Annotated in this window: 17 protein-coding genes; 6 read left to right on the forward strand and 11 right to left on the reverse strand. The window is 57.3% G+C overall.

Features of this window, described 5'->3' with window-relative positions:
- The 11 genes from IEV75_RS10925 to IEV75_RS10975 all read right to left on the reverse strand — a co-directional run bounded on the left by IEV75_RS10925 (position 1) and on the right by IEV75_RS10975 (position 12,708).
- Positions 1 to 483, reverse strand: coding sequence for a JAB domain-containing protein (locus IEV75_RS10925; RefSeq protein ID WP_188452609.1), 483 nt, complete (start codon positions 481 to 483; stop codon positions 1 to 3).
- Between the two features lie 59 nt (positions 484 to 542).
- Complete coding sequence (locus IEV75_RS10930; RefSeq protein WP_188452610.1) at positions 543 to 782, reverse strand: hypothetical protein; 240 nt, start codon at positions 780 to 782, stop codon at positions 543 to 545.
- Positions 783 to 857: 75 nt separating this feature from the next.
- On the reverse strand, positions 858 to 1,292 hold the full coding sequence (locus tag IEV75_RS10935; RefSeq protein WP_188452611.1) for a single-stranded DNA-binding protein: 435 nt from the start codon (positions 1,290 to 1,292) through the stop codon (positions 858 to 860).
- A gap of 455 nt (positions 1,293 to 1,747) precedes the next feature.
- On the reverse strand, positions 1,748 to 2,911 hold the full coding sequence (locus IEV75_RS10940; RefSeq protein ID WP_188452612.1) for a Shedu immune nuclease family protein: 1,164 nt from the start codon (positions 2,909 to 2,911) through the stop codon (positions 1,748 to 1,750).
- 517 nt (positions 2,912 to 3,428) lie between these two features.
- On the reverse strand, positions 3,429 to 3,869 hold the full coding sequence (locus IEV75_RS10945; RefSeq protein ID WP_188452613.1) for a hypothetical protein: 441 nt from the start codon (positions 3,867 to 3,869) through the stop codon (positions 3,429 to 3,431).
- Positions 3,870 to 3,980: 111 nt separating this feature from the next.
- Positions 3,981 to 8,039 carry a strawberry notch-like NTP hydrolase domain-containing protein gene (locus IEV75_RS10950; RefSeq protein WP_188452614.1) on the reverse strand — a complete coding sequence of 1,353 codons (4,059 nt, stop codon included), beginning with the start codon at positions 8,037 to 8,039 and terminating at the stop codon, positions 3,981 to 3,983.
- Positions 8,040 to 8,396: 357 nt separating this feature from the next.
- Positions 8,397 to 8,792: a hypothetical protein gene (locus tag IEV75_RS10955; RefSeq protein WP_188452615.1), complete on the reverse strand. Its 396-nt coding sequence runs from the start codon at positions 8,790 to 8,792 to the stop codon at positions 8,397 to 8,399.
- Positions 8,793 to 8,803: 11 nt separating this feature from the next.
- The gene (locus tag IEV75_RS10960) at positions 8,804 to 9,490 is read right to left on the reverse strand and encodes a ParA family protein (RefSeq protein ID WP_188452616.1); all 687 of its coding nucleotides are present in this window, start codon (positions 9,488 to 9,490) and stop codon (positions 8,804 to 8,806) included.
- Between the two features lie 475 nt (positions 9,491 to 9,965).
- On the reverse strand, positions 9,966 to 11,837 hold the full coding sequence (locus IEV75_RS10965; protein ID WP_188452617.1) for a ParB/RepB/Spo0J family partition protein: 1,872 nt from the start codon (positions 11,835 to 11,837) through the stop codon (positions 9,966 to 9,968).
- Between the two features lie 179 nt (positions 11,838 to 12,016).
- Positions 12,017 to 12,235 (reverse strand): hypothetical protein, encoded by a 219-nt coding sequence (locus IEV75_RS10970; RefSeq protein WP_188452618.1) that lies wholly within the window; start codon positions 12,233 to 12,235, stop codon positions 12,017 to 12,019.
- The gene (locus IEV75_RS10975; protein WP_188452619.1) at positions 12,235 to 12,708 is read right to left on the reverse strand and encodes a hypothetical protein; all 474 of its coding nucleotides are present in this window, start codon (positions 12,706 to 12,708) and stop codon (positions 12,235 to 12,237) included. Before IEV75_RS10975 ends, IEV75_RS10970 begins: the two co-directional genes overlap by 1 nt.
- A 602-nt stretch (positions 12,709 to 13,310) precedes the next feature.
- On the opposite strand from IEV75_RS10975, the gene IEV75_RS10980 reads away from it, so the two are divergent.
- From IEV75_RS10980 to IEV75_RS11005, 6 genes are all read left to right on the forward strand, one after another.
- Positions 13,311 to 13,649, forward strand: coding sequence for a hypothetical protein (locus tag IEV75_RS10980; protein WP_188452620.1), 339 nt, complete (start codon positions 13,311 to 13,313; stop codon positions 13,647 to 13,649).
- Positions 13,650 to 13,741: 92 nt separating this feature from the next.
- Positions 13,742 to 14,026 (forward strand): type IV conjugative transfer system protein TraL, encoded by a 285-nt coding sequence (gene traL / locus IEV75_RS10985; RefSeq protein WP_188452621.1) that lies wholly within the window; start codon positions 13,742 to 13,744, stop codon positions 14,024 to 14,026.
- Complete coding sequence (locus IEV75_RS10990; protein ID WP_267905776.1) at positions 14,026 to 14,631, forward strand: TraE/TraK family type IV conjugative transfer system protein; 606 nt, start codon at positions 14,026 to 14,028, stop codon at positions 14,629 to 14,631. Before traL ends, IEV75_RS10990 begins: the two co-directional genes overlap by 1 nt.
- The gene (locus IEV75_RS10995) at positions 14,631 to 14,993 is read left to right on the forward strand and encodes a hypothetical protein (RefSeq protein WP_188452623.1); all 363 of its coding nucleotides are present in this window, start codon (positions 14,631 to 14,633) and stop codon (positions 14,991 to 14,993) included. The genes IEV75_RS10990 and IEV75_RS10995 overlap by 1 nt, the downstream gene beginning before the upstream one ends.
- Positions 14,980 to 15,741 (forward strand): TraK domain-containing protein, encoded by a 762-nt coding sequence (locus tag IEV75_RS11000; RefSeq protein WP_188452624.1) that lies wholly within the window; start codon positions 14,980 to 14,982, stop codon positions 15,739 to 15,741. Before IEV75_RS10995 ends, IEV75_RS11000 begins: the two co-directional genes overlap by 14 nt.
- Positions 15,741 to 17,003: a TraB/TrbI/VirB10 family type IV secretion system protein gene (locus tag IEV75_RS11005; protein ID WP_188452625.1), complete on the forward strand. Its 1,263-nt coding sequence runs from the start codon at positions 15,741 to 15,743 to the stop codon at positions 17,001 to 17,003. The genes IEV75_RS11000 and IEV75_RS11005 overlap by 1 nt, the downstream gene beginning before the upstream one ends.

The following is a 17,003-nucleotide window of genomic DNA, read 5'->3' on the forward strand; positions in this document are numbered from 1 at the left end:
CTACATGAGGCCGGCAGAGCGCATGGAGCCTACGGCGTCACCGGCCACGATGAAGTGGTCATGGACGGCGATATCGAAGGGTTTAGCGACATCGAGGATCTTGCGGGTCATTTCGATATCGGCCTGGCTTGGCGAGATTTCACCTGATGGATGGTTATGCGCGAGGATCATGGCGGATGCGCCGACTTCGAGCGCGCGGCGGATTATCTCGCGCGGATAGACAGGCGCATGAGCTATTGTGCCTCGGCCTGCAAGATGGTCCTCGATGAGTCTGTTCTTGATATCGAGATAGAGCACGCGGATCACCTCCTGCTTCTTCCCGGCGAATGCGGTACGCAGATAATCCTTGGCCGTGGCAAAGCTGGTGATCTGGGGGCGCTGGGTCATGTAGCGGCGCAGCACCGCGCGCGCCTCTGCGATGATTGCGGCGTCCCGGGGCGCATACCCGCATTCTGGGTGTTGGAGATCTAGGGCGGTCTGCATGGCGGGTCTCCCTGCAGGTGTGGTTGAGGGATTGAGGAACCAGGAAGGAATGAAGGCGGCTAGGAGCCGCCTTCTTCGTCTTCAGCCAGTTCGTCGAGATAGGATTGGGCGGCTTTGCCGAAGGTGGTTTCGACATCGCGCCGGGACATGCCTTGCCCTACCGCCCAGTGATGCAGGTCGGTGAAAACGTCATGGAGCAGTTCTTCGGTGTCGAAGCTGCCTCTCAGATCGCTGCCATAGGCCAGATAGCCGTCAACGGCAGCCTCGCCGCGTTCGGCGCGCTCGCTATTCGTCATCATGACGAACCTCCAGATTGTGTAATGTGGGAAAGCGGGCGGCAGCGCCTGATGGCGCTGCCGCTGGCTGCGTGATCGCTAAAACGGAAGATCGTCGTCGAGCGTATCGGACGCGAATGCGGGACGCTGCTCGGTGGATGACTGACGCTCATCAGCGCTGTCGTCGGAACCGGGGCGCAGAAGCTGCATGAAGCCGGTCTGGCCAACGCGGAAGCGGGTGACGGTGAGGTATTTGCCGTCGGCCTGGACGCGTTCGCTGTCCATCTCGCCGCTGATTTGCAGCATGGCGCCTTTCTTGCCGTTCTTCTTCAGGAAGCTGATCAGATCCTTGCGGAAGGTGGCCACATCATACCAGCTCACATTGTAGATCGGCTGGCCCTGCCGGTCTTTGCCGCCATAGACATTTGAAGCGATCGAGATGAAAGCGACTTCGGTGAATGAGCCGTCGGCACGGCCGATTTCGCGGATGACAGCGTTCTGGCCGAGATTACCCGTAATATCAAAGCGGTTCATATTGGTCTCTCCTGTCGATCCTGGTGACCGTCTGGCGCGTATCGCCAACTGCTTCTCGATCATCAGGTTCAACTTCATTCCCTCATTTTTTGAATTTGAGGGCGGGATGGACCGTCCGGGGTAAATGCGTATCCGGGTTGGCACGTATGGGCGATGGCAATTCGATAGATTGAGATTGGTGCTTATGGATTTGTGACGGAGGTGTTGATGGGTGTGCTTATGCGGTCCCGTGTGGGTTTTCAGCCTTGCTGAAAGCGCCGAAGGCGCCTCTCCCTCGCGCTTGTGCGAGGAGAAGGTGCCGGTGCAGGGATGGCAGGGTGCTAAACCCGTTGGCCGGTCTGAATATGCGCAGTATCGGGAAAACAGGAGTTTGCGAGGCCGATAGCGCGAACGCGGTAATGCAGATGCTCAAGCGGCCATTTGACCTGAGACCCTCAGGTCATGATTCATCGCCATTATTCGCTGCGCGTGATGAAGCGGGCCCGATCAAGCAATTCGTCGAATGTCACGATATCTATGCTCCGGTTCTCGCGGCGGAACAGCTCGAAGGTGTCGCGCATCAACATCGCCGCTCTAGGATTATCGGAGCTGGTGAACTCATGGCTTGAGCCGATGACCAGTATGCTCTTCGCATTTCTTGTGCGGGCTTTGAGAGTTTCGGTCCCATCCTTGCTGAAATGCTCGCCATGGCCAGCCGAGGCGAGCCATTCCGCCTTCTGTTCCAGAATTTGGGAAACGGCGCTCATGAACTCTGAACTGAACTCCCATGTTCCCGCACGTCCGCCGCGGCTTGTGCGAAATATCGGCGTGTCAGGCTTCTTGATTTCGACCAGGACCGTATAATCGGTGAACGTCATCAGGAAATCGATCACGGGCTTGTTCTGGTTGTCTGCGCCGCCTGCGCCCACGGTCATCTCCCGTCCGAACTGCCGCATGACGCGATAGTCCAGCCCGTACCCGAAGACCCATTTTTCGCGGTCGAAGAAGTCTTGCCACTGACTCTCGCTCCAGTCCCCCAGCCGCATATGTTCTTCATACGCTTCGAGCCCCTGCCGGCGGCCCAGCAGAATGTTGATCTCTTCGTCGGTCAGCGACTGATGCAAGCCGCGCAGAAGGCTGTCTCGCTGAGTGTCTGTCATCGATCTTATTTGATCGATTATCCTGCGATCTGAGGCATCGATGATCGCCTTCGGTCCGGGCTTCGTGGAAATGTCCTCAATCGGAAACCGCTCCTCATTCGACAGGTCGATGAACTCGATTTGGGAGAGAAAGTCGAGAAGCCGGGTAAACTCCTCGCGTCGGAATGTGAACTCCTCCTTTTCCATCGCCTCGAACCAATCGCCGGCGCGGGATTTGAATGTTTGGAGCGTGAGGCGCTTAACGCGCTTGTCGTCTTGTGTGACGAGAGCCGTGACCTGCGTCTTGCGGGTGTTTCCCGTCAGACGAAGACACATCGCGCCTTCAATCTCGCCTAGATGAAGCTCGTCGCTTCCCTCCACCACCATTTTCACTTGGCGGACCCGCTCGGTGTTCCTTTCATTGAAGGTGAAGACCTTCGAGATGTAGGTTTTGGCATGTTTGCGAAGCCGGAAAAAATCGTATTCGCTTCCTTCGGCCATGCGCGGCAATCTCCTTCGTTCGTCCTAAGGCTATACCAATGCATTCTTATTGCGCCGATGGGAAGACGAGGCGACCAAATCACGTCGTAGAACACTAATCCGACGATACCAGAGGCGCGTTTTCCTCTCCGCCATGAAATTGTTGGCGGCATCGGACAGCACCGCCTGGTTCCAGCGTCTTCGAAGCCGTCAGAGCTCTGAGATCATCGCTGAGATTGTGCGCAGAGGAGACACCTCGATGGAACTCAGGAGCGGATACGCCTTGGCATCCGGATAGACGATAATGCCGAGGGGACGGAGGTTGTCGATGGCTGGGTGGAAGCCACGAACGATGCCGGGCGTTGGGCTACGCTTGTTCTCCATCGCCCATAAGTCGCCACCGGAGGGGTCAGCATCAGGTTAATCTCTGTGGCTGCGCAGGTGCGATAGAAGGACGGGCGCGCGAACTCGGCAGCGCTGAGCAGGCTCCAGAGGCCTTTTCCTCTGGCCAAAGCCAGCCAGTCCCGCTGTGCGATTTCTACACTTTGCCCATGGTGGTCGCGCTGGGCGGTACCGGCGTGTTGTCGTGGAGACAGGCGAAAAGTTCAGAAACGGTAGTTTCCAACGATTCTGCGAGAGAATACATGACATCGGTTTGAATACGTGAATCTGTATAAAACAGGTGCATCGTGTGATAGAAGAATGTCGTAATGGAAACGTTTATGATTTCTTGAACATGCGTATGCAGAATACGAGGGATTGAAATCACATAAATGGTGCTATCATTTGGTGGCGCATAAAAATTCTGAGGTATGCTTTCTAGAACGACGCTAGTGCAGCGCGTGACGAGAAGTGAGCCTGCGGTATATATTGGAGTGTTGTATTTCGTGGACAGGGAATAGAGAAACTGTTCGTGCCGCTTCTGATGGGCGGCAGCGATAGCGACCCTTACGCTTATTTTGGACGAAGGTTTTGCCATGTCGGCGGTTTATAGCAGGCGTATATATCGGGCAAGAGTAAACGATATACCAGCGAGTTAGGCTGGAGAGCCCCGGCGGCAAGGCCGGGGCTGCGCACAGCGAGTTCAGTGTCAGGCGGCCAAGACGAGATCGGGCCGGGATTGTTGAAGCCGTTGAAGGAAGACCAGGGCTTCCTGATCGGGCACCGTAAGGCGCATCTGGTAGGCATGGCGTTGCGCCTGGGCACCAAGGGAGGTCCAGAATGGAAGATCGTCGGCTTTCCAGCCACGAATCTCGATCACGGGCTTGTCCATGAAGCGAGTGGGCACAAGGTGAAGGCGAGAAGCGGTGTGGCTTATGGACCGGCCCTCTCTGAGCTGGGAGATTAGGTGATCGGGTTTCTGACGGGTTTCGATATCGGCCAGCATCTTGGCCTGGTTGGCAGTGAGCAGCCGGCCAACAACGGAATCGCCGTTGTCATCCATTACGCGACGGACGGATATGTCCGAGGAGTCGAAAGACCGCCAGAGGTGGAGGCTGGCACCGTGGAGGATATGGACCAGGCGTTTCAGAATTTGAGCCGGTTTGGATTGAGCGGCTTTCCAGAGGCGCGTGAACTCTTCCTGATCGATCTCCTCATAGCGCATGATGAGGGCGTTTTCTGACTGATGCCAGCGTGAAGAGGGGCTGTCGAGCGTTAGGACGGTGTAGGGAATGCCGTTATCTCCTGCAGCCAGCCGGGGCATGGATGCGAGGATGGGCGTATGCGTTTTACGGTCCTTGAAATAGCCCGATATGAAGTCCGGATCGATTGAGAGAGCATCCAGAGAGCGGGGATGGAGGATGTCGGTTGTCTCATAGACCGAGACATAGCCGGGCAGGAAACCTTCCGGGTCGGCAGGGAGCTGATGGCGCTCAAGCAAACGGATTTCATCGGCGGTGATCATGGATATCTCGTGATCGAGGATGCCTTGTGACTTTGCCTGTTCGAGCGAAGCTTCCAGCAGGCCGAAGAATTCTGCAAAGATGGCGTTCTGCGTTGCAAAAGGCAGCGCCAGGAGCCTGTTGAGCCAGCGTGTTATGGCAGGCAGGTCAGAGATCGCGGCTGCGTTAGCGGTCAGTTTGAGACCAGTCAGCTCCTCGAATTTGGCTGCAGAGATACACGCTTTGCCCGAGGCAAGTTGATGAACCCAGTTGCGATACGCGCCAAAGGCGTATGGGCCTTCCAGATTGTCCAGTGCGGAGAAGAGCTGGTCGCCAGCCGAACGTCGGTCGGCTTTGGTGAAGGCTCCAAGCACTTCAAGACGGCGCGCGATAGTTGAAATGAAGCGTTTCTGCCCGGCGAGATTTGTAGAGACCGGCCGGAAGCGCGGGGGTACCGCCTGATTTGAACGGTGCGAGCGTCCAAGACCCTGAATGGCTTTGGAAGCGCGCCAGCCTGGTTCGATAAGGTAATGGCTGCGACGCTTCTGGTTCTTGTGGTCGAGACTGGCGTGATAGGAGCGGCCCGTGCCGCCAGCGTCGGAGAAGACGAGCAGATCGGCATCACCTGCCATGAAGCGCGCTGCTTCGGCCGGGTTTGAACTGGCAGGGCGGGTTACAAGCGTGCGGGATCCGTTGGCCATGACCAGACGCCGGGAACGGCCGGTACACTCGGCCAGACGATCAGGACCGAAGTGAAGAACGAGCTGGTCGAGCGCGCCCAGGCACTCTGGGAGAAGGATAAGCCGGTTCAAAAGGGCTTCACGAGCTGCGTCAGCTTCAGGACAGACGACATGGTTGCCGTCCTCGTCTAGCAGGGGTGTGGTGTCGACGATTTCACCGTCTTCGTAAATCGGCTGTTGCTTCACAACAGGGAAGGCGTTCTCAAGATAATCGATCACATACTCTTTGGGCGTGATGTCGATATTCTCGATGCCCATCTCGCCAGCATGCTTTAACCGGCGTTCGAGCACGGACTGATTGGTGGATGTGACCTGCACGACCGGGGCTAGGCCATTGGCGATGTCATCCTCAATGGCATGGATCAGAGCTGGTGATTGTATGGTTTGAAGCAGGTGGCCAAAGAACCGGAGCTTTGTGGATTCAAAGGCCGAGAGCGCGGCCGCTTTTGCTGATCTGGAATTGGTGGCGTTGGTTTCATCAACAATGCCGGTGGATTCCAGGGCCGCCTGGAGATTGGAGTGGATTACGGTCCAGGCGGCTGACCATTCATCCCACAGAGCGATATCGTCTGGTGTGAAATCGTGGGTGAGAGGGTCATAGGAGACGCCCTCGTAGCTGAGAGAACGGGCGGTGTAGAGCCCCCTGCCCTTCAGCTCTCTCATCAGCAGTTCAAGGGCTGCAGGACCGCCAGCAGAGAGATTGGAAAGGCAGGCTTCACGGGTATCGAAGGGCGTCTTGGAGCAACCCCACAGGCCGAGGCGTGTGGCGTATGCCAGATTTTCGACGTGAGAGCCTCCGGTGGCGGAGACGTAAACGATGCGGGCCTCTGGGAGCATGTTTTGCAGGCGCAGGCCAGTAAGGCCGGTCTGGGATGCCTTGCCCATACCGATCTTGCCCTGGATCTGGATCGCAGAGCCCATGGCATGGGCCTCATCGAAGATGATCAAGCCGTCGAAATCGGCACCGAACGCCTCGATGATCTGGTCGATGCGGGCGCGGCGCGCCTGGGTGGAGCCCATACGCAGTGTTGCATAGGTCGCAAAGAGGATCCCTTCGACGTTGGAGATATCGTCGTTGGCCGATATCGCTTTGAGATCGATGATCTCATGGGCACGGCCACCGAGGGCGGTCCAGTCTCGCCGGGCGTCTTCGATCAAGGTGGCGCTTTCTGAAATCCAGAGGTGACGGGTGCGGCCGCGGCATAGATTGTCCATCAGGATGCCGGCGATTTCACGCCCCTTCCCTACTCCGGTGCCGTCGGCGATGAAGTAGCCATAGCGATAGGCGTGGCCTTCAGGGTGCTCATTGACGTCAAGAGCGCTTTCATTGGGCAGATAGGCTCCGGGAATGAAGCGTTCGTGGGCCTGACCTGCGTAGATGATGGATTCCAGTTGGGCGTCGGTGAGTATGCCAGACTTGATTACACGGGCGGGAAGGCACGGCTGGTAGGTAGGCTTGGGCGCCGGAACGGATGCCATGGAGAAGGTTTCGACAAGCGGGGTGATATGAGGCTTGGCATCTTCGAGAGCTACACGGCTGGGGCGGTATCGCGCGAAGATGGCAGAGTCTCCGGCCGGCTGGGCAGATTGAGGTTCGGTGGTGCCATAGTGCAGGGGTTTTCCGGGAAGCGGAGGACGGAAAGTGCCGAAGGACCGCACTCTGGACGGGCGGTTGGCAGAGCCTTGGCCGAGATCCAGACCAAGTTGTCCTGAAACTGGGGTGCTGGAAGGGGCCGCGCCTGGTTGAGCATTGGAAGCGCGGAGGATGTCCAGAATGGCAGATTTCATCGCGTCATAGTCGGCGATAGGTTGAATATCGGGGAGCTTTCGCGGAGCGCGTTTGGTCAAGCGCACCAGAGCGGTAGCAGTTGAAACGCCTGCATGAGCGAAAAGCTTCGGAGCAAGAGACATCACAACGTCACACTCTGCCCGGTCACCCAGGACGGCGGACAATGCCCTGGCGTCGGTCAGTCGTGCTGGCAGCAGAGCGACGGCAATACCTTCGTTACCGAGGCAGGAGATCAGGGTTTTCAGATGCCGTTCGGCATGAGCGAAGGGTGGGTTGATGATGGCCCGGTGATACCGCCCGTCCGGAGCGGTCAACGCGTCAAGGACGGCGGCATCAGCAGCCATTATTTCGGCTGTGGGGAAAAGGAATTTGAGAATTGAACGCGACTGAGCATTAGGCTCGTTGAGCGTGAGTGCGGCGCCTTTCAGGCCAGCAAACGCTGCCAGCATGCCGTTGCCGGCTGAAGGTTCGATAACACGCATGTCGGAGCGAGCAGTAAGCAGAGCAGTTGCCGCCGCTGCCAGTATGGGAGGGGTGGAAAAGAGTTCGCGCGACTGACTGGCGATGGAACGAATGGTCTGCGTGGGCTTCCAGTGCTGGAGCCTGGTGGCAATAGACAGAAGTTCAGCCACGGAGCTGGCAGGATTGCTTGCAAGGATGCGCAGCACGGTGGCGGCTTCGATCGCGTCGTAAGCATCACGCCATTCCCACCTGCCAGACTCATGGGTGGCGTCCATGATGTCGTTGATCGAGGCACGCGATAGCGGTCTCTCTATGGGTGTGCCAGCGAACAATGTGGCAGCCCGCGTAAGCGAGGATTGTTGGTGCATCGTCTTTCTCCTGAAAAGCTTCAGGAGGCCCCCTCCCCTTTTTCCCTTTCGGGCGGTGAAGAGGTCGATCGATACGGCTGGACCGGGAAAGGATATTGGCCGGGCCACCGATTTGCGGGGATGGGCAAGCAGCCCGGCCAAGTGGGATGGTCAACGTCATCGTTGACGCCAAGTGATCTAACACACGGCTGATTTAAGTACAAGCTAAATGTACGTTTTGTATGTCATTGTTTTAATGGGCTATTTTATGGCACTTTAAACCGATCAATTTGTGGCATCCGCCTGATCAACAAGGGCCTGGAGATCAGCAATCTGCTGCTCGGACAGGAGCTGGTCATTGATGCTGCCTCGCTTGATCACCTCCCGTGCAAACTGGAGAATGGCAGCTTCCAGCACCGGCCCAGCCGCGCGGTGTTTGTCAAAGAGGTATTTTGCGACAGCCGAATGCTCGGGATAGGTGCGGGCCGTGATGCGATCGGTGCGGGTCCGCTCTTTCGGTACGGGCCCGGATTTGGAACGCGGCTTCACTGGCGTGATGCCGCGTGTCTTGTTCATCACCTGGGTAGCAGCGAGGACATCCTCGCGTGTCCTGTTTGCGGCTGGGATTTTCGCATCAGCCGGTGCGTCCTCGAAAAAGGTGAATTTGGGCTTCTCGACCATACTGCCCTCCCCTACGCCGCTTGTGTCTGCGATATACCCAGCCTGTCAGCGACCAGGCCGGCGAAATCGAGAGCTTCGGCTTTGGCCTTTGTCAGACCGGGTGCCTGGCTATCAGAGAGCTGAAACAGGGAGCCGCCATAAGCTGATATGCACCTGAAAGCCTCTCTCTCCGAAAGCCCTGTCTGGACAGCAATACCGGCTTCTTCGAAGCCTTCACGAATAGCCTGAGCTGTACGTGAAGCGATGGCGGGTGAAAGGCAATTGAGCACCGGCATGAAATCAATTTCGCTGCGCCGGCTGCGTGACACTGCTCTAACGGCTGTCAGAGTGTCGAAAGCAGCTCTGGCATCGAACTCCGAGGCCTTCATCGGGATGATGACGAGATCGGAGAAGGCCATGGCAGTATGAGCCAGCGTGTTGGCAGTTCCCTGCACATCTACAATCGTCAGATGATAAGTTTGGCTCGCCGCCTCAATGAGATCGATGACGCGGTTTTCATCCGTAGATTCCGAGAAAACCGCAATGGATTCCGGTAGATCGGCTTTCTCGGCCCAGGACGTCAGCGAGCCTTGTGGATCGGTATCGACAAGCGCGATCCGCCCACCCTGCTCGGCGAAGGCGCTAGCGAGACTAATGCAAAGCGTTGTCTTGCCCGCGCCACCCTTTGATGTGGCGATACTGATGACCTTATGAGGCATTCGACGCTCTCCTTCATGGAAACATGGTGGTACGCAGGTTACGCCGTAACACCTTGGTAACATCACATTCCAGCGTTAACGGAAGGTAACAGCGTTGATAGTGGATGGCAACGTTAACACCGTGATCCACAGGTAACACCGGCACCAATGCGCCCCTAAGTTAACATTAGCGACGTTGTTGCACACTAGCCACGACGGCAACAATGGTGCGATTGTACGCCATTGGCAACGCAGCTTCACAATGACACCGCCGGGCACATTGTCACCATCAAATGCCACTATTAACACTGTTGTACTACGGCGACTTAGGCGACTATGTGCAACATTGTTACCGCTAGCGTGCTTTGTAAACGGGCAATCGGACACTATCAACCGTCACACATATCAGTTGGAGTCGCGTGTAGTTGCAAACACAACGCAGGGCGGTTCACGCCAGGAGAACCACAAACCGCCCTGTCTGGTGCACTTGAAGCGTCTAAGCCTCTTCTAACGCTGGAGTTGGAGCGATAAGCCCGTAGCCCGTTTCATCGGTGAAAGCGGATGGGAGCCATCCGCTTTTGGCGGCCAGCTTGGCCGCTACGGGTATCATGTCGGATTTCTTGGCGTTCGAAGCGGGCGTCATCGTTGAATCCATGACCCCGCAGGCCGCGGCGATCTGCCCCTTCGTGAAGTGGCCAAAGAAGGCCGCATCAGCGGAGAAATGGTTCTCGGGCTTAAAGCCAAGAAGGGTACGCAGGGTCTGGTGGCTTTCGGGGTTGTTATTGCGGCCCCAGCACGTTGAACGCACATAGAGATGTGCGGCACAGAACGTGTGAAGGGCCTGAATGTCGTCTTCAGGCCAGCTGGACAGCTCTTCAAGCAGGCATTCGGCATTCTTCAGACGGTCCGACCAGGCATCATACTGGTCAGAGGCTTTGCGGGACGTGATCACCTCGATTGTGGAGGCGTTGTTGCCAGGGCTTTCAGAGGAAATCGTGATCGTGCGGCGTGAGTGATGGAAGGTGATTTTCGCCAGGTGCGCCGTGGAGAGCAGGAACGCGGTCTTCTGATCATCCATAATCGCGTGCTGGATGCCCGCCTGCAGAGCCCGGTCAATGTCCTCAGCCAGACGATTGGAAAGGCGATAAGCCTTGTTCTGTCCATCGTTCCGAGACGCTTCCTCACTATCTGTGGAAGCAGGGGAGGGGGCTTCTGGCCCGGCCGGCTGATCTTCAGGGCGAACCAGCCCGCGCTCCAGTAAAAGCTCCCCGGCCTGGTTGATCGTGACGAAGACACCGGATTGAGCAATCTGTTCGTCTGAGAAGGCTTCCACCGTGAGCGTTTCCCGCTCGTTTTCGAGGGCTTCATACTCCGCTTCCAATTTGGCGAGGGCCTCCCCATCAGTCTCGCACGGATAACGTGCCTCAATAGCTTCCAGCCTTGCGGTGATTTCCGCGTCACGCTTCTCAGCCACTTCGTCAGGCAAGCGGTTTTCGGGATAGTGGCGGTGATATTCGCGGATCTCGGAGTACACCAGGGTTCTCACTGGCGTGACCCATTTCCATCCCTCTTCAGCAATTTCGGCGGCATGCTCGTCGAGCTTGGCTTGTACCAGCCCGGTCAGCAGGTCCGGATTGTCACAATAGGACTGGCTTTCATCGAAAAGATCTTCGGTGAATGAACCTCCCGCTGATTCATAGACTTCACGTCCGACGAATTTCACGAGCCGGTGCGACGGTGTGATTACGTCGCGTACCAGCTCGCGGCGAAGCTGATGAGGGGACCATTTGTAATATGCGTTGAGCATCTCATCGAGCACTTCGAGCTGGCGCTCGGTGTTACTGGTCGCCGTGAAGGCCTGCAGGATATCGATTCCGAACCGGCCTTCTTCAAAAGCGTCGAGGATATTGTGGTGCAGCGCGGACAAAGAAAGCCGTTGGCGCACCATGCGGGGGGTTACGTTCATCTCGATGGCGATAGCCTCAACGCCCAGACCCTGATCGCGGAGCCTCTGGAACGCGCGAAACTGCTCCACGGGGGAGAGATCCACCCGCTCCATGTTTTCGTCATAGGAAGCGGCAAGGTGTTCGGCTTGCGAGCCCTCACGCAGATTGACCGGAATGCCCGATTTCAGGGAGTCAGGCATGCGGCCTTCTTTGTCGAGCAGAATCAGGGCCGCGCGGCGGCGGCCGCCACCGACGAGGGCAACCTGTTTCTTGCTCTTGCGGTAGCCAAGCGGGGCTTGCAAGAGCCCCCTTTTCTCGATCGAGGCAGCAAGTGCCGCGACACTCTCCGGTGTGTAGGGCCGAGAGCGGATATTGGACTGGCACACGACAAGTTGCTTGAGCGGAACAAGGGTAACGGACATGGGATGTTCTCCGGTCATCAGATGCTGAAAAAGCATCCCTCGTCCCTCATTTTTCTCTCTATCCCACGATCGGGGGGAGGGGATCGCAACCAGGGGCCAGCGGGCCGAAGACCGCCGGGTTTTCTGCCATCCGTGTTTGGATACCGGACAATCGGTTGCGCGAGAGCGCCGGAACAAGCTCACGTATGAGTAGGGTGGCTGGCAAACGCGTAAACCGCGGCGCGCGTCGCCTCGGTGAGGATCGTATTGAGCCCGTCAACAAGACCATGAGCAGCCGTAATGGCGCCAGTGAGTGCGCGTAGTTGCAGGGCGGTCTGTATGGCAGGCGCTGTGAGCGTTCCATCATCGCAAGACGGATCCTCCTGACGCTCACACTGGGCGATTAGAAGGCCAAACACTATGTATTTGTAGAAATCGTGGCATCGAGCGCTAATGATTGAAGTTTAAGCGCGTTTATATGATGGTGCCAGGCAGCATGCAGTGTTTGAAAATGCTGATCGCGCAGATGTTTTGGTATCAGGAAGAATTTGGGCAGCATGGATTTAAACCAATCTGCATCTGAATATAATTGATATAACTGCTCATCAGACATGGGGATGTCCGTGAGGAGTTCGATATACCACCAGGGCATCTGAAGGCCATTGGATATCGAAAACTGATGGTGTGCGGCAAGTTTCGTGTCGCCGGTTTTCAGCTTGCTCAGGGTCTTTTTGTCGAAGCCCAGCACCTCGTCATAGTTTTTGCTAGGAACGTTCCTCCATTTCAGAAACTGATGGACGATCGTGATTTGCCGCATCTGGCGGTCGAGTCTTATGGCCGACAGAGATTCCCCTGAAACTTCAGACGTGTCGGCCACGATGAGATTTTGCATGATGTCCCCTTTTGCGAATCCCTCTCAAAAACGCTAGCCACAGGGAGTGATGCGGGCAAGCGCTTGGCTGTGCATTCGGTCAGCTGATAGAAGGACTGATTTGCCGGCTTGATAGTTTACTACATTGTATGTCAGCCGATTGTTACAATAAGGTTATGCCTGATGTAAGTTTTTATATTTTGTACACGCTTTAATAAAAGATTGTAATTAATCGGCAGCGCTGCCGGATGTAAAATTGAGCAAGCTCTATACATGTTTCTTCTCGATGGTCAATCGAAATGAGCGCATGTGCAGCCACAAGATGTAAAGCAACAATGCTTGCGAAGGCGACCAAAAACAACGCGGCGGAGCGATAATCGCCCGGTATGGGGTGCAGAACGTCAAGAAATTAACGGAGGAACCGCAATTTCACTCAATCCGGTTAAGGGGTATTAAGCGCGGATTAGCGAAAGGTCGCCTGGCAGGCGACAGACATAAAATATAGCCGTTTTACATCGCCCAAATAGAGACTCATTAGTGATTGATCTGCCCTGACAGGAGTGGGAATGAATAAGCTCAAGATGTGCTTGGCTTTTTCAGAATTCTTGACGGGGTGATCAATCATGGCAGTCGGTCTCTTGGAGAACGAGAAGAAATTGTCTTGCAACCTTGGGAAAATGGCCGTCTTGGCCGGGTTGCTGGTAGTAGGTAGCTTTGTACTGGCAACGGCGCCGGCGCTTGCGGGCGGGACAGACAGCACGTTCCAGGACTTCATCTTGATGATTACGGGCTGGCTGGAAGGCTCGCTTGGCAATCTGGTGGCGCTTATCGCGCTGATGGTCGCCGTCGTGATGTGCGTGGTGCGCTTCAACGTGATGATCATCCTTGGAAGTCTTGCTCTGGCCGGACTGGCAAGCTTCGGCCCCGGCCTCGTGTCGGGAATGTTTTCGGCGGTCATCTGATAGGACAGCGCGCAGCGCTGGAATCTGACCGGGAGTGAAAGCCCATAACCGGATTGGATTGGTAGCGCTGCGCGCTCGGGAAAGGGCGCGCCATGGCTGGCACCAGACTATACCAGATGCTCGACGAGCCAGATCGGTTCCTGATCTTCACGATAGATGAATTCCTGCTTCTGGCGGGGTGTCTGGTTATCGGGTTCGGTTTTGGAATGCCGATCACAGGCATCGTGACGTTTGTGGTCAGCTGGAATGTCTGGAAGCGCGCCAAGCGCGGCCTGTCCATCCGCAACCTTATTGCATCGCTGTACTGGGTATTGCCGGCGCACATGGTGCGCCTTCGCCGCTCACCCGATTCAGTGATCAGGGAATGGGTAGGGTGATGAAACAGGAAGCGGCCGCCAGGAAACTCCGGTCGATGACCCGCCAGCTGGTAGTGTCCAGCGTATTGGTGGGCGCCCTTGGGGTAGGCAACGGGATGATGGCGCTGGCGCTGATGAATGCGCGTCAGGATGTGATCCTGGTGCCGACGCTCACCTCTGACATGCACATATCCAGCGGGACCGTGAGCCGTGAGTATCTGGAGCAGGTGACACGTGATGTTGCGGGCCTGTTTCTTAATCGCCATCCGCGAAATCGCGCATATTTCGAGCGGGCCGTGCTGAGGCTGGTTCATTCCTCGGCTTATGGCGATATGGAGCGCCGGCTCAATGATGAGCGGGTGAATCGGATCGAGACAAATACGTCCACGGTCTTCCATCCGGTAGAGCTATATACGGAAAGCTCCCAATCCTATTCGGAAATCCACGGGGTGCTCGAAACCTATGTCGGGGACGAGCGGATCTCACGTGAGAACGCTGTGTTCGCAGCACAATGGCGGCTGGATGGTCTGTCCTTGCGCCTGATCGAGTTTGCCCGGATCGACGCGCGCAATTCGCGGCTCAGCGAGTCGCGCAGCCGTCGCCGGATTGTAGAGGAAGATGACTGATGAGCGCGCTTCAAACCTTCGATCCCGGACCCAAGCAGATCGAGCAGGCAATGCGTCAGCTCGGCCATGAACTGTTTGGTCAGTCCTCGCCTGACTTCGCCCTGCCGGCGATGAGCAATAAGGCAAAGCGGAATTTATCGGTTCTTCGTGCCATGAAGGGCCGCGGGGACCATTTTCACCTGCGGGGCATGGATCGCTACGCCGGATCGCAGACACGGCTTCTGATCAGCATCAGCGGATCGGTGCACGGCCGTAACGGCGACTTCGACGTGACCTACGCAGCGCGTTGGGCACTGACGCCACGCGCCAGGATCATCGAGCTGGATTGTGAGATAAAGGAGCGCGCGCATGTTGCGGGTTGAGAACCTGGCATGGGCCCTTGTTGGAGCATGTATTGCCGCTGTCATCTTCACATTTTCGAGCCTGGCGGACGATCAGGTTGCAGAGCAGGGCCGGGAGTGGGGTCAAAGCCATTTCCGGCTGACAGATGGAGAGCGGTTTCCCGCCACTCTGTCGATCAGCGAGGTGACGCGGATCAGTTTTGATGGCGATCGTGTTGCCGGGGTACGATCGGCCCAGAATGGCGAGGCCGGTGGCCCCGTCATCAACTGGGAGCGTGATGACGCGACCGGTGATCTTTATGGTGTCGTGTCTGGAGGCCGCCCTGGACAGGTCATCAGTGCCTTTATCACGACCGAACGCGGTGCGACATATCAGGCGCTCTTTACACTGGCAGATCAGCCAGCCGCGCAGATTTTCATTTCGGGTACCGGTTCTGAGAGCGGGCAAGCTCCTGCGCGCGCTGGCCGCGCTCAGGTTCACGCACAGCGCATTGTCGAGTTTGCCGTATGGGCAGCAGGCCAGTCACCGCAGGGGCGCCGTAGCCGCCCTGAAATTATTGCTGAAGGCGTGAGCCTCTCACGCATCGGTGTTGTGGAGCGCGACGGTCTGGTGGCGCGCTTTTTCGAGTTCTCGAACATCACGGCCGCCAATGCCGATATTCGCCATGAGGCGTTTGCTGATGTGGCCGTTCTCGCAGTGGTCTCCAGCCTGGACGAGATACCGGCTGGCGGCCGCGCACGTGTGTTCACCGTGATGGAGGCCCGCTGATGGCTGACGAGAACACGCGAAGCCAGCATCGGCGCAAGCTGCTGGTCGGCCTGATAGTCATTGTTCTGGCCGCAGCCGGGATCTGGTTTGTCCTCTCGGGCAATAACTCCGATCCGGTTTCCCGGATGGAAAGTACAATGCCGCCCGCGAGCGCCAGGATGACAGATCTGGCCCGCCAGCCAGTGGGCGAGCGCACGCATTTCGAGATGTATGAAGGCCGGCTGCGCTCAGTGGAAGAGCAGCTCGGATCGATACGCGTAGAGCGTGATGGTGTGGCGCGGGAGAATGAAGCGCTCCGGCGTGATCTGGAATCCCAGCGTCAGGCGAATGAGGAAATCCAGATAGAAGCCAATGCGATGATCGAGCAGCTTGGCGCGGCGCTGGATGAAGCCAATGCACGGTCAACAGCGAGTGCGTCTTCAAGCCAGAGCTGGAGCCCTGCAGGGCAGGGCTCCGAACCGGACCCCTTCCGTCAAAGGGGTGTTGTGGAGGCGGATTCTTCACGGGCAGGCGGAAGTTTGACACCAGGAAGTGAGACGCCTGGCGGACGGGCTTTGCATTCCGTTGTGTTTTCAACGGCAACACAAGGAGAGTCCGCCTCCCTTCAACGCGCCGTGATCCGCGATCCCGACAGTTACGTCCCGCCTAACTCCTATGCGTCGGCGCGTGTACTGGTGGGTGTCGATGCGGCGACAGGGACCAGTTTCTCGTCAGATCCCAAGCCGGTGCTTTTGCGTATCAGCGGGCGGGCACGCTCGGCCATTGAGGGCGGCGAGGTTTACCAGACCGATATTGAAGGCTGTCTCGTTAACGGGGCGGCTTACGGTGAGTTGTCATCTGAGCGCGTGTATGTGCGCCTGCAGCGCATGACCTGCCCGGTCAATGACGGGTCGGGGCGCGTCTCGGAGTCCAGCGTGGAAGGCTATGTCGTCTATGCCGGCAAGGCCGGTGTGCGCGGGCGCGTGATCAGCCGTGAGGGCGATCTGACTGAGCGTGCGCTTATCGCGGGCACGCTGCAGGGGCTGGGCAATGCGTTCAGCCGTGTTGGCCAGCCGGGCACGCTGGGCGGGCTTACGGGCGCCGCGGAACTGCCAAGCGCCTCAGATATTGCCATCAGCTCGGCGGGGTCTGGCGTGTCGGGCGCAGCCAGCCAGCTCGCCCAGTATTACATACAGAGAGCTGAACAATATCAGCCGGTTATTGAAATGCCGACGGGGATCGATGTCGAGATCGTGTTCCTTTCTGGCGTGGTGGTTCGCTAA

The organism is Glycocaulis albus, from assembly GCF_014639075.1.
Classification (GTDB): domain Bacteria; phylum Pseudomonadota; class Alphaproteobacteria; order Caulobacterales; family Maricaulaceae; genus Glycocaulis; species Glycocaulis albus.

Coding starts and splice junctions, on each gene's coding strand:
- IEV75_RS10925 (WP_188452609.1), bottom strand. CDS start 483: ATGCAGACCGCCCTAGATCTCCAACACCCAGAATGCGGGTATGCGCCC.
- IEV75_RS10940 (WP_188452612.1), bottom strand. CDS start 2,911: ATGGCCGAAGGAAGCGAATACGATTTTTTCCGGCTTCGCAAACATGCC.
- IEV75_RS10945 (WP_188452613.1), bottom strand. CDS start 3,869: ATGGCAAAACCTTCGTCCAAAATAAGCGTAAGGGTCGCTATCGCTGCC.
- IEV75_RS10960 (WP_188452616.1), bottom strand. CDS start 9,490: ATGCCTCATAAGGTCATCAGTATCGCCACATCAAAGGGTGGCGCGGGC.
- IEV75_RS10975 (WP_188452619.1), bottom strand. CDS start 12,708: ATGCAAAATCTCATCGTGGCCGACACGTCTGAAGTTTCAGGGGAATCT.
- IEV75_RS10955 (WP_188452615.1), bottom strand. CDS start 8,792: ATGGTCGAGAAGCCCAAATTCACCTTTTTCGAGGACGCACCGGCTGAT.
- traL (WP_188452621.1), top strand. CDS start 13,742: ATGGCTGGCACCAGACTATACCAGATGCTCGACGAGCCAGATCGGTTC.
- IEV75_RS10980 (WP_188452620.1), top strand. CDS start 13,311: ATGGCAGTCGGTCTCTTGGAGAACGAGAAGAAATTGTCTTGCAACCTT.
- IEV75_RS10965 (WP_188452617.1), bottom strand. CDS start 11,837: ATGTCCGTTACCCTTGTTCCGCTCAAGCAACTTGTCGTGTGCCAGTCC.
- IEV75_RS10995 (WP_188452623.1), top strand. CDS start 14,631: ATGAGCGCGCTTCAAACCTTCGATCCCGGACCCAAGCAGATCGAGCAG.
- IEV75_RS11005 (WP_188452625.1), top strand. CDS start 15,741: ATGGCTGACGAGAACACGCGAAGCCAGCATCGGCGCAAGCTGCTGGTC.
- IEV75_RS10930 (WP_188452610.1), bottom strand. CDS start 782: ATGATGACGAATAGCGAGCGCGCCGAACGCGGCGAGGCTGCCGTTGAC.
- IEV75_RS10990 (WP_267905776.1), top strand. CDS start 14,026: ATGAAACAGGAAGCGGCCGCCAGGAAACTCCGGTCGATGACCCGCCAG.
- IEV75_RS11000 (WP_188452624.1), top strand. CDS start 14,980: ATGTTGCGGGTTGAGAACCTGGCATGGGCCCTTGTTGGAGCATGTATT.
- IEV75_RS10950 (WP_188452614.1), bottom strand. CDS start 8,039: ATGGACGCCACCCATGAGTCTGGCAGGTGGGAATGGCGTGATGCTTAC.
- IEV75_RS10935 (WP_188452611.1), bottom strand. CDS start 1,292: ATGAACCGCTTTGATATTACGGGTAATCTCGGCCAGAACGCTGTCATC.